Origin of the sequence: Nannocystis exedens, from assembly GCF_002343915.1 — a bacterium.
Classification (GTDB): domain Bacteria; phylum Myxococcota_A; class Polyangia; order Nannocystales; family Nannocystaceae; genus Nannocystis; species Nannocystis exedens.
The window spans coordinates 7,613,017-7,625,048 of sequence record NZ_NETK01000001.1 but is presented as its reverse complement, the minus strand read 5'-3'; the positions used below and the strand labels follow the sequence as shown (position 1 = coordinate 7,625,048).

The following is a 12,032-nucleotide window of genomic DNA, read 5'->3' as shown; positions in this document are numbered from 1 at the left end:
GCTCCTGCAGAGGAGCGGAGCCCGAGGCCGCGAAGTCGAGGGTGCGGTGGCCGTCGACCGTGTCGACCGGGCCCGCGCCGCCCGCCGAGTCGCACGCCCAGCGCGGCTTCAGGTCGGGCCCTGGAAGCCGCCCGCGCGGAAGGTCAGCACCAGCGTGTCACGGTGCCCGCCGGCTTCGTCCAGCGGCTGGATCGGCGTGGTCTCGTGGATCACGCGCGCGTCGTCGAGGAGCAGCAGCGTCCACGGTTCGCTCATCATGAAGCGCAGGCCGTACGGACCCTCGGCCTCGAAGACACGGGTCTCGCCGCCCTTGATCGCCCGGCGCGCGACGAGCAGCACCGCGACGAAGTCCACCCCGTCGCGGTGCGCTCCTTCGGGGGTCGGGCGGCCGATGCCGTCGGCGGTGTCGATGCGGAACTGATGCGCCTCGACGAACCAGCGCGGCACGACCGGCGCGCGCGCGCTGCACACCGCGCCGAGCCGTCGCAGCAGCGACGACCACACCGGCAGCTCCGTCACCTGCGGCAGCATCGGCGCGAACCACCGCTCCAGGCCGCCGTGGAGCGCGTTGTACTCGAGCGGCTGCCAGTGAGCGCGGTGCGGCGTGATCTCGACCCGCGCGCCCTCGACGACGAAGCAGGAGTGACGGCGCCGGCGGTAACGGCCGCCGTCGCGCAGGTACGTGTCCGGCGGGAGCTCGTCCCACGACGGCTGCAGCGCCTGGAGCCCGCCGAGCCCCTCGGGCAGCCAGGACGCCAGGACCGGCGCAGCCACGATCGCGTAACCATTGCGACGGAGGGCTGCCTCGACGTCGGCCGGGTCGGTGTAGGGAGGGAGCAGCGGGGTCATCGGGGGACGGAGAGGCTGGCGCTCGAGCGACGCGGCGAATGTACAGCATCGCGCCCATGCGTGGCCCGTCCTCGCCGAGCCGACGGCGCCGCCAGGGCGATCCTCCGCGCACGACGTCCCGCGCCCGCCCCTGCGGCGCGGGCAGCGAGCGGGCCGCCGTGTGTCCACCGGGTTTGCCCTGGTGAACCCGAGCGCGCGGCCGTCGGCGAGAAGACACGCGGGCCGCCGTGAGTGTCCCCCGGGTCCGATCGATCGGGAAGATCGTGGTGAAGACGAGCGAGCGGTCGTCGCGGGACATCGCGGGCCGTTGTGTGCGTCCGGGTCTCCTCGTGATGGAAGATCGTGGTGGACCCGAGCGAGCGACCGCCCTCCTGAACAGACCCATGGGCGACCCCATGGGGTTGTCCCATGGGGTCTGGCGGTCCGCGAGGCGCGTTCCGGCCCCCGCGCGACGAGATTCCGAGGCTTTAGCCGCGGCGTAGCCCTTGCTGAGGCCGCACCGGCGCCGCACGGGCCCGACCCGAATGCTGCGAGGCGCCGGTCCAATCAGCGACGAAGGGATAACGAACGAATGCGCTCGAGAATCAGCAATCATGGTCCTGGCTTCCGCTCTTTCACCACGACGAGCACGATCGTGGCCGCGTTCGCCGCGTTCGCGCCCGAGGCGCACGCCGACCCGACGCGGCTGTGGGGCACCTACGACGGCGGTTCGGGGACCGACGCCGGACGCGGGGTCGTCATCGACGACGAATTCAACGTCGTGTGCGTCGGCGAAACCACCTCCGAGACCGGGATCACGGCCGACGCCGCGCACGACGGCGACTACAACGGCGGCCGCGACGCGTTCATCACCAAGTTCGACTGGTTCGGCCAGCAGATCTGGGGCAACTACTACGGCGGCAGCGGCGACGACATCTTCCACGACGTCGTGTTCGACGAGGCCGAGGGGACGTTCTTCGCCGGCGGCGCGACGCGCTCGGCGAACACCGGGAACGTCATCGCCACCACCGGCACCCACCAGACCGCCCTCGACGGCACCGGCGACGCGATGCTGGTCAAGTTCCGCAACAACGGCGCGCGCCTGTGGGGCACCTATTTCGGCGGCGACCAGCTCGAGGAGGCGTTCGCCACCTGCATCGACTCGCAGGGCGACGTCTACATCGTCGGGACCACGACGTCCGAGGGCCTGTTCGACGGCATGGTCGGCTTCACCCCGTGGGACGACGAGCTCGACGGCAGCATCGACGCGTTCATCGCCAAGTTCGACGGCACCGGCGGGACGCTGCTGTGGGGCACCTATTACGGCGGCTCGGGCGGCGAGACCAAGGCGCTCGACTGCGCCGTCGGCTCGGACGACGCGGTCTACGTCACCGGCCACACCACCTCGGCCAACAACGAGCTCGACGGGTCCCACTTCGACACCTACGGCGGCATGCAGGACGCCTTCCTCGTCCGCTACGATTCGTCGGGGGTCCTCGAGTGGGCCACCTATTACGGCGACACCGGTACCGACCAGGCCCGCGGGGTCGCGGTCGACGTGTCGGGCACCGACGACCTCGTGTACATCGTCGGCCTCACCGACTCGGACAACGATATCGCGGTAAACTCGACGACGCTCAGGGCCGGCTCCACCGACGCGTTCATCACCCAGTTCGACGTCGACGGCGACATCCTGTGGGGCCGCTACTACGGCGGCGCAGGCCTCGACCAATTCGAGGGCGTCAGCGCCGAGGGCGTCATCCAGGCATCGGGCGCCACCTCGTCGTCCGGGCTGTTCACGAGCGGCTTCGACAACGCCTACTCCGGCTTCGGCTGGGACGGGATGTTCGTCACATTCGACGCGAACGGCACCGCCGTGTGGGGCTCCTACAACGGCGGCGACGGGCTCGACGAGTCGGTGATCGCGGTCGACCGCCGCTACGACACGCTCGTCGGCGTCGGCTCGACGACGTCGACCAGCAACACCGGCATCAACGACTCGAACTCGCCGGGCACGATCCACGACCCGACCTATAACGGCGACTACGACATCTTCATGACGTTGATTCGCCTGTTCTCGACCTGACCGCGGCGCAGCAGGTCTTTCACGGGACCGCGCCCCGGTTCGCCGAACGGCGGACCGCTCCGCAAACGTGATCGGACCTGCTCGCGTCCTCGCTATTGCGCGGGCAACCGCCGCTCGGGTGCACCCCGTCCGGCCGCGTACGATCCTCTCTCTCCTCGAGGATCGGCGCGGTGGCGTCGCACGACCGCCGCCCTCGCCTCACGCCCACCATCGCAGGTCCTCGAGCCGGAGGTGTCGTCGTTGGGCTATCCTCGACGCAAGTCCGACCCGAGGCACACGCAATGCTCATTCGTCCGTACACCCCGGCCGATCGCGAGGCCTGCCTCGCGCTCCTCCGCAGCAACATCCCCGAGCACTTCTCCAGCGGCGAGGAGCCCGACTTCGCGCGCTACCTCGACAGCCTCCCCGGGCCTTACTTCGTCGTCGAGGACGGCGGGAGGATCGTCGCCGGCGGCGGGATCGCGGCCGAGCCGGACGGCATCACCGCGACGCTCTGCTGGGGCATCGTCGACGCGGCCCGCCAGCGGACCGGGATCGGCACCCAGCTGCTGGCCCACCGCCTCGACGCGTTTCTCCCGGCCAACCCGCAGATCCGGCAGCTCCAGACCAACACGTCGCAGAAGGTCCAGGGCTTCTACGCGAAGCACGGGTTCGTCGTCGTCGAGGTCAGGCCCCGCGCGTTCGGCCCCGACCTCGACCACGTCCGCATGATACGCCAGCTCTCGCCGCCGGCGTCCGCACCGTGAAGGGACGAGGCGCTGCACGGAGCCGACGCGGACGAGGGCGAATGTCTCGACCCCCGGTCGTGAATCACAGAGTCAGACGCCGCGCACCCCCAGGCAAGGACGAACTCGTCGCGTCGCCCGCGCGCGCGCCGGCTCAGGTCCCGTCGCGCTGCAGCAGCGCCGACGCCTGCGCGCGCAGCGGCGCGGCCGCCTCGGACTTCGTCGCGAGCACCTGCTCGAACCATCGCGTCGCCGCAGCGCGCTCGCCCTGCGCCGCCGCGAGCTCGCCTGCCCGCAGGGCCGCGCGGGCGCCCGGCTCGCTGTCGCCGGCGCCAATTTCCGCGTAGACGGCAGCCGCTTGCTCGTACGATTGCCGCGCCTTCGCCGGTGAGCCGGCCGCGGCCGCGAGCTCGCCGAGGCCCGCGTGGGCCTCGGCGAGGAAATTGTCGCGCACCCCGTTCGCCTCGGCGACCCGCAGCGCGCGCGCGTAATGATGATGGGCCGCCTCGCGCCTCCCTGCCCCCGCGTACGCGTGGCCGAGGCCGACCAGCGGGTACAGCAGGTAGCGGTGCTCCGCGTCGTAGGTCGCCTCCATCAGCGCCAGCGAGCGGAGATAATGGGGGATCGCCTCGAGGTGGCGACCGCGGCGGACGTCGACGTCGCCGAGCCCGTGGATCGGGTGCGCCAGCAGCGGGTGATGTTCGCCGAGGATCGCCACGAACAATTCCGAGGAGCTGACGAAGTGGGCTCGCGCCGCGTCGAGCCGGCCCTGCTCGAGGTACATCAGCCCGAGGTTGTTGTGGACGATCGCCTCGAACGGCTCGCGCTCGCCTCGCTGCCGCAGCCCCGCGAGCGCCCGCTCGTACGCGCCGCGCGCCGCCGCGAGATCGCCGCGGATCTGCTGGTTCGTGCCGACGTTGTTGTGGAACAGGACGCGCAGGACCGCGTCGTCGCCGGCGCGCTCGATCAACGACTCGGCGAACGGCGCCGTCGCCAGCGCCTCGAGCGGGCGGCCGAGGTGGTTCCCGACCACGAACATGCGCACCGTCGCCGCCTCGGCCGCGGTCGCGTGCAGGTCGTGGCGGATCCCGAGCCGCGTCGCCCGCTGCAGCGCCGCCTCGGCCTCCTCGCCGCGCACCAGGTTCATGAGCACGCGCCCCTCGACCAGCGCGGCCTCGGCGTCGAGCGGCGCGTAGCCGAGGCCCGCCGCCTCGTCGCGGGTCCGTCGGGCGAGCGCGAGGCCCTCCTCGTATCGACCTGTCCGATCGAACACATCCGCACGGGCCAGGTCGGCGCGCAGCGCGGTCACCCGCTCGGCCACCGCGGGGTCGGCGGGCAGCGCGAACGACAACAGCCCGCTGGCGTCGGCGCAGGTGGCGAGGCTCGGCAGCGCCGCCGCGGCCTGGACCGCGTTCTCGACCACCGCGTTGTTGGCGGCCGCGAACACGTCGACGAGCGCCGACAGGTGGGCCTTGCGGCGGTCGAGGCAGGCGACGCGGAGGTCGGCGAGGTTGTCGGTCTGCGCCCCCGAGGCCCGGTCCTCGCACGCCGCCTGGCGCTCGGCCACCCACGCGCGCGCGTAGGCGTCGATGCGGCCCTGGACCCGCCGGGCCGTGTCTGTCGCGAAGGGCAGGTGCGTCGCCGCGAACGCGCGCGCCACCGCGGCCTCGCGCGCCGGGTCCCACACGCCCGCGAGCTGCTCGACGCCGACCTGGCAGCGCTGGCCGTCTTCGATCCGCGTGACCGCGATGGCGTAGCTGGCCAGCGAGGCCGCGCCGATGAGCGCGGCCGTCGCCGCGGCGCGCATGCGCACGCGCCACGGGTCGTGCTCGAGCGCCTCGATCATCGCCGCCATGCTCGGCCAGCGCTTCGCGGGGTCGATCTCCAGCCCGCGCAGCAGCGCCTTGAACACGCGCCGCGGCACCTGCGACTCGAGCGGCGGCGGCGGGACGACCCCGCGCTTGACCGCCTCGCGGATCGCCGCCCACGAGTCGCCGGCGAACGGCCGCACGCCGTAGAGCGCCTCGTACAGAGTGACGCTGAAGCTGAACTGATCGGCGAGCGGGCTGGCCACGCGCCCGAAGTGCTGCTCCGGCGACATGTACGCCGGGGTGCCGAGCGAGTTGCCCATCTGCGTCAGGCGGACCGACCAGTGCAGGTTGTTCGAGCGATCGGGCGAAGATGTCCCCGAGGACACATGGGTGGATTGCGGCGAGCGGAGACCTTGTTCGGTGTCGACGAGCTCTTGCTCGAGCGCGGCCGCGCGGGCCGCATCGTCGGGCCCGCCCTCGGCCTGCACCAGCCCGAAGTCGAGGACGCGGGCCCGCCCGCGCTCGTCGACGAGCACGTTGTCGGGCTTGAAGTCGCGGTGCACGAGGCCGGCCGAGTGAGCGGCCGCCAGGCCGCGGCCGGCGTCGCAGATCGTGCGCAGGACGAGCTGCCACGGCCGCGGCTCGGCCCGCAGCCAGGTCGCCAGCGTCTCCCCCTCGACGTACTCCATCGCCAGATAGATGCCGCCGTCGTGCTCGCCGACCTGATAGACCTGCACGACGTTCGGGCTCGACAGGCGGGCCATCGCCTGCGCCTCGCGGGTCATCCGCTCGCGCACCGCCGGGTTGTTGAGGAGCTGCCGGCGGACCAGTTTCAGCGCCACCTTGCGCTCGAGCCGGGCGTCGTAGCCCTCGAAGACGACGCCCATGGCGCCCTCGCCGAGCTTGCGCAGCACGCCGAAGGGGCCGATGAGGGCCGGATCTGGGCTGGCCTCGCTCATCGCGCAGCTCTACAGCGCGCCCACGATCTTGCCGCTCTGGAGGAGCCCGCCGGACGCGAACGGCGTGCCGCAGGCGGGCAGCTGGCAGCTCAGCGGCTGCGGGCCGAGGCGCATGTTGTTCGCGTTGAGGCAGACCGCCCCGTTCGGCCCCCACTCGGCCTCGACGACGAATTGATGGTCGGGATCGACGTTCTGGATCCCGAGCTGGTCGAGGACGTGAATCACCGTACCCTGCTCGGTGTGCGACACCCCGTCGCCGCAGTAGTCGGCGCGGACGAGCCGCGTGCAGGCCTGGTGGACCTCCCGCAGATCGGCGAGCCACGGCTTATAGCCCCATTCCACACACTTCGCCAGGGCGGTGTCGCGGCACGCGAACGTAACGCTGCTCACTGCGGGCGGGATGCGCCCGCCGGTGCCCGGATTCCACACGTCCCCGAGCAAGATCGCCTGGGTCGGCTCGCCGGCGCCGTCGAGGCACAGCGGGCCCCAGCCGCCGGAGTCGACCTTGAGCGAGACGTCGAACAGCCACACGTCGGAGCCCGGGGCGAGCTGCGCGACGTCGAGGATCTTGAGCAGCTTCTGGTGGGTCGTCCCGCCCTCTTTCACCTCGAAGTGCAGCTTGGCGTCGTCGAGATCGACGCCCGACAGCTCCTCGCCCTGGTTCGAGGTGACGACCAGCATGCTGCCCTCGAGCCGGGCGTCGTCGGCCGCGCCTTCGCCCTTCACGTTGACCTTCTTCAGCTGGATCTGGTCCGCCGGGCCGTTGGGCCCGTTGAGCAAGGCCCCGTTGAGCAGCGCCCCGTTGAGCAGCGCCCCGTTGAGCAGCGCCCCGTTGAGCAGCGCCCCGTTCACCTGGGCGCTGCGCGCCTCGACCTCGTCGCCCCCGCAAGCGCCGTCACCCGCCCGCGGCTCGTCGCACCCCGCAATCGCGGTCATCACCACCACCGCTCCGAACATCGAAGTGATTCGCATCGGCCCCTCCCGCGTCCGATCATTATACACAACACCCTTCGATGGTGGCCAGCGCGAATATCGAGCGGCGTGTACGACCCTGTCGGCCGTCTCCTACGAATCCGCCTGCCGTCATAACGAGGACGAACAATGTTGCCTCTCCCCGTCGCCCGAGCGTCGCCGGGAGCGCGACACATTGGAATTCTCGGGCGCGGGCCCCTCGAACATCCGTTCGCATCGCCGCGCCGACGCGCCGCGCGAGCGAGCACCGGTGATTTCCCGAGGGGCGTTGTCGGGGCAGGTCGTCAAATCTGCCAGCGTAGCGCCGATCCTGCCCCGTACTGGCGTGAATGTGACACCTCGCGACATGGCGCGGAGTAGGCGCCGATCGCCGCCGCGCACGGTGCCTTCAGACCCCGACTGTCGCGTCGAAACTGCGGGCATTCAATCACCGGAGCCACGGTACGAGCATTCGCGGGAGGGCGAACGACGGCCGCCGCGACTCAACCTCGTCGTCGACACGGGTCGTGATCCTTCGCCCGGCGAACGAGGCCCTGAGCGACGGGGCGGCCCCTCGTCGAACTCGGAGTCCTCGCGGCAGCGAGGGCCTCACTCGAGCAATTCGCAGTAGTCGGCCTGCGGTGGGGAGTCGAGCAAGACGGTGAGCGCGAGCGCCAGCTCCTCCATGAACAGCGAGAACAGCGCCGTGTCGTCGCGCAGCGCCTTCGAGAGCTCGACCTGGATCCCGCCGAAGTCCCTCGCGCCGGTCGCGTTGGGGGAGACGCGGTTGACGATGTTGTCCTCCGAGAACCCCCTGTAATCATCGCTGTCCGGCAGCGCCGGCGAGTTGTTGGTCACGTCCACGGGGGCGCCGTCGGGCCCGTAGATCTTGTAGGTGATCTCGCTGTCCCTGCCGTGGAGCACGTCGAGGCGACCCTCGATGAAAGTGGCGATGTAGCATTTGGTCTGGCGGCTCGCCCGACCCCCCAGGTACACCGCGGGCACGTCGTGATCGAACCCGTGCAACGAGACGGCGTAGGTGTACGGGCCGCTGTCCTCGAGCTCGCCGTAGCCCGGGAACGACGCGCCGGAGATCTGCGTCGCCGTCACGTGCCAGCGCTCGAAGGTCCCGCTGCCCACTGCCCCGAAGCGTCCCAGACGCTCGGCGCATGACCGCGTCCCGCCAGGACGCTCAGGAAGCCGGGGAGCAGGCCGCCCGCCCCGCTGAGCCCGGTCTCGATGCCGCCGCCGTGCGGGACGAGCACCGCCAGGCGATCGTCGCCGCGCAGCTCGACACACTCGCGGAACTGTTTGTTCGCCGCCGCGTTAGCCTCGGTGAAGTGGTCCCGGCGCTCGACCTCGCCGTCGGTCCCGACGACGTAGGTCGCGGACGGGGCCGTGCCGTAGACTGTGGCGAACTGAGGGTTGGCGAACACGGTCGTCGGATTCTGGGTGCCGAACAGCTTGAAGAAGCCGTTGTCCTTGTCGCCGGAGTTCAGGCGCCGCCAGATCTCGACGCGCAGGTCGTCTTCGGTCTCGTCGATCTCCGCCACGGTGAAGTTCGCGTTGGGGATCGGGCTGCCGGCGCCGAGGCTGATGCGGATCTGCGCCGCCTCACCCTCGAGCGCGACGTCGTCATCGATCAGCCCGAGCGCGTCCGCCAGCCCGGCGGAGATCCGGACGTGCTCCCGGCGAGGAAGCTCGCCCGGGAGCGGTCCCTCGCGCAGCACGATCTCGACGTTCGGCACGATTTCGGTCGGCTCGCTGACGGTCGTCGTGGCGGTGAGCTGCTCGCAGCGGTGGGTATAGAGGCTCGCGGCCTCGGCCGAGGAAGCGGCCGTGAGCGTGGCGAGTACGGAGAGGAGAGAACAAGCGTATATTTGAGACATTGTGGTGATCCAGGTGGGTGGCGTCGAGCCAGGACCGCGTCGACCCTTCGGTCTCGACGCTCCCGGTAGACTCGAGCCCCGCCGATTCGATCACGGAAAAACGCGAGGCGGCGCCTCGCCTCGGTGGGACCGAGCGCATGGGCTTGCGAGCAGGGGCCTACGGGATCATCCGATCACGCTGTCCGGCGCCGTCGTGCTGGCGCCTCACGGCCCGCTCGACGAGGCCCGTGCCGTCGCTCGCGTTCGCGGGCGCAACTCGGCGGTACCTGAGACATCGCCTCGTCGCCCTCGCCGCCGTCCCGCTCATCGCAGGGCGGGGATCAGGGAGCGGGCGTCTTCACACCGCATCACCAGGGACCACCTCGAGCGTGGCCGGCGAGCGCGGGCGTGGCTCGGGTCGCTCACGGACCGGACCTTCGCACGTCGGCGCGACCGATCGGCCCGGCTCGTGCGTTCGGCCCACAGGCGCAGCACCGCCAGGTTGAAGCCCGCCCCGCCGCCGTACACGATCACCAGCACCGGACCGCGGCCGACGAGAGGCGGCGCGCGATCGTAGATGACCGAAAGGCCAGCTCGCAGGCTGGCTCGACCAGCACCCCGTGGTCGTCGACGAAGCGCAGGCATGCCTGCACCGCCGCGAGCTCGCTGACCGTCCACGGCACGATCTCCCGGCGGCTTGCCCCCCGCGCTCGCATCATTCACGCCGGGCCACGACATGTCATCGACCCGAGCTCGCGTCCTCCCCCGCCGAGCGCAGCGCCGGCGGCGTGAGCCGGCGCCGCCAAGAGGGCGGTTCCGGCCAGCGCCGCTCCTCGGCGTGGATGAGGCGCCTGCGCTCGCGATAGACCGCGTGGACGCGGCCCAGCGCGGCGCCGGTGCATGGGCCTCGCGGCGCATGACAGCAAGGCCTCCGGCCGCCTGCCGAATGCAAGTCGGCGCCTCCGCCAGGAGCGGCGGCGAGACCGTGATCGTCAGACGACGATCTCGATGCCGTGAAAGTTCTCGTAGAAGCCGAGGTCGACGGCCTTGCCCGGGGCGAGATCGAAGCTGTGCGGACCGAGCCAGGCGCGGATCGATACGGCCTGGGCGGCGGTGCCGGCCCACTGCAGGGATTGAATGCGGGTGCGCGGCGCCGGCGACAGCGTCGAGGAGAGCGAGCGGTGGCCGCGCTGCACGGTCAGGGTGACGGGTGCTGCGTGCGTCCCCACCCACGTCAGCGCCGCCGGCGAGAAGGCGTGGTGATCGATGGCCGTGATGACGTCGCCCGGCGCGAGGCCGGCGGCGCCGGCCGGGCTGTCGTCGAACACGCCGTAGATGCTCGGCGTGATCGACCCCTGGAAGACCAGCCCGAGCGCGAGCTCGGGTCCGACCGCGACCTCGAACCCGAGCGCGCGGAGCTGGCTCGGCGTCTCGAGCCCGGCGGGGCGCTCGACCGCGGCTTCGATGAGCGGCGCGAGCGGACGATGGAGGTCGGCGAAGAACGCGAGCACGTCCTGGGTCGTGTAGCCGGCGTGCCCGGGGCCGAAGCCGACGAACCGCTCGTAGAACGCCCGGAACGCGCCGTCGAGCGACTGCCCCGCGCCGGCGGTGCGGAGCGTGGCGTCGATGGCGAACGCCACCAGCATGCCCTTGTCGTAATAGTCGATCGAGTTGTTGACGCGCCCGGCGTACTTCGCATGATTGAGGTACGAAGCGTACGACGAGTCGGCGCCGCTCACCCGTCGATAGGCCGGCTGCACCGTGAGGTGATTGAAATACCCGACCAGGTTCGAGAAGAACTGGCTGGCCGAATAGATGCCCGCGCGGGTGCAGGCGAGGAATTCGTAGTAGCGGGTGAAGCCCTCGGCCACCCACAGCCCCTCGGTGAACGCGCCGCCGACGAGGTGCGTCTCGAGGTGGCCGAGCGGCGCCGGCCGGCAGCGGCGCACGTTCCAGGCGTGGAACAGCTCGTGGGCGCACACGCGCACGCCGATGTTGAACTGATCCTCGTCGACGAACACGTCCGGCCCGAGGCCGCACATCGTGCTGGTGAGGTGTTCGAGCCCCCAATCATTGTTGGGGTTGAGCGACAGCACGAACGTGTAATCCTCGAAGGGGAACGAGCCGAAGACGCCGTGAAACACCTCGACCGCGCGCGCCACCGCGTCGGCGAAGCGCCCCGATTCGGCGGCGAACCCCACCCCGCGATCGAGGAACACGAAGTAGAACGGGGTGCCGCGGACGTCCCGCCGGAGGGTGTCGAAGTGGCCGAACACGACCGGCGTGTCGAGGAGGATCTCGTAGCTCGGATACTCCCACGCCGTCTGTTCGCCGAGCCGCCGCGCGCCCGAAGGGTGGTGCACGTGCCAGTCGGCGGGCAGGCGATAATGCACCTCGCAGGCGCCCAGGTGGGCGGGCGTGAACAGGTAGCGCGCGCCGAGCACGACGGCGAATCGCTCGTCGACCAGGCCGGCCGACTCCGAGAGATCGTCGCCCCAGGCGGACGCGGTGTACGCGATCCGGACGTCGCCCGCGCCCTCCTCGACGATGAACGCCTGCCAGCCGTCGCGCCGCACGCGTAGCTCGCGGCCGGTCACGCCGCAGGTCGCCCGCACGTCGAAGAGATCGCGGGCCTGCGGCGCAAATTCATAGTCCCCCGGCACCCAGGTCGGGATCTGCAGCCGCACGCTGCCCTGCGCGGCCGGCCCGCGCACCACCATCTCCACCCCGAGCTCGTGCTGGTGCGGCTTCAATTCCACGGAATAGACGACGCTCGACGATTCGACCATGGTGCTCCTCCTCTG

Annotated in this window: 9 protein-coding genes; 2 read left to right on the top strand and 7 right to left on the bottom strand. The window is 71.1% G+C overall.

The window, feature by feature from the left end; all coding sequences use genetic code 11:
* Nucleotides 1-108: 108 nt before the first annotated feature.
* Nucleotides 109-849 carry a 2OG-Fe dioxygenase family protein gene (locus NAEX_RS30025; protein WP_096330910.1) on the bottom strand — a complete coding sequence of 247 codons (741 nt, stop codon included), beginning with the start codon at nucleotides 847-849 and terminating at the stop codon, nucleotides 109-111.
* A gap of 571 nt (nucleotides 850-1,420) precedes the next feature.
* On the opposite strand from NAEX_RS30025, the gene NAEX_RS30020 reads away from it, so the two are divergent.
* Both NAEX_RS30020 and NAEX_RS30015 read left to right on the top strand, forming a co-directional pair.
* Nucleotides 1,421-2,914: an NHL repeat-containing protein gene (locus tag NAEX_RS30020; protein ID WP_143141097.1), complete on the top strand. Its 1,494-nt coding sequence runs from the start codon at nucleotides 1,421-1,423 to the stop codon at nucleotides 2,912-2,914.
* A 281-nt stretch (nucleotides 2,915-3,195) separates the two neighbouring features.
* A complete protein-coding gene (locus tag NAEX_RS30015) occupies nucleotides 3,196-3,660 on the top strand; it encodes a GNAT family N-acetyltransferase (protein WP_096330908.1) in 465 nt (154 codons plus the stop codon).
* 133 nt (nucleotides 3,661-3,793) lie between these two features.
* Here the strand turns inward: NAEX_RS30015 and NAEX_RS30010 are convergent, their stop codons facing one another.
* The 6 genes from NAEX_RS30010 to NAEX_RS29985 form a co-directional block, all read right to left on the bottom strand.
* Entirely contained in the window at nucleotides 3,794-6,409 is a 2,616-nt protein-coding gene (locus NAEX_RS30010) for a serine/threonine-protein kinase (RefSeq protein ID WP_096330907.1), read from the bottom strand.
* 9 nt (nucleotides 6,410-6,418) lie between these two features.
* The gene (locus NAEX_RS30005) at nucleotides 6,419-7,381 is read right to left on the bottom strand and encodes an ADYC domain-containing protein (RefSeq protein WP_143141098.1); all 963 of its coding nucleotides are present in this window, start codon (nucleotides 7,379-7,381) and stop codon (nucleotides 6,419-6,421) included.
* A 588-nt stretch (nucleotides 7,382-7,969) separates the two neighbouring features.
* On the bottom strand, nucleotides 7,970-8,500 hold the full coding sequence (locus tag NAEX_RS30000; protein ID WP_096330905.1) for a hypothetical protein: 531 nt from the start codon (nucleotides 8,498-8,500) through the stop codon (nucleotides 7,970-7,972).
* The gene (locus tag NAEX_RS54905; RefSeq protein ID WP_096330904.1) at nucleotides 8,467-9,249 is read right to left on the bottom strand and encodes a hypothetical protein; all 783 of its coding nucleotides are present in this window, start codon (nucleotides 9,247-9,249) and stop codon (nucleotides 8,467-8,469) included. Before NAEX_RS54905 ends, NAEX_RS30000 begins: the two co-directional genes overlap by 34 nt.
* A 509-nt stretch (nucleotides 9,250-9,758) precedes the next feature.
* Nucleotides 9,759-9,911 (bottom strand): hypothetical protein, encoded by a 153-nt coding sequence (locus tag NAEX_RS50895; RefSeq protein WP_170136110.1) that lies wholly within the window; start codon nucleotides 9,909-9,911, stop codon nucleotides 9,759-9,761.
* Nucleotides 9,912-10,220: 309 nt separating this feature from the next.
* Nucleotides 10,221-12,017, bottom strand: a complete 1,797-nt coding sequence (locus NAEX_RS29985) for a M61 family metallopeptidase (protein ID WP_100793327.1) — start codon at nucleotides 12,015-12,017, stop codon at nucleotides 10,221-10,223.
* Nucleotides 12,018-12,032 lie beyond the last annotated feature (15 nt).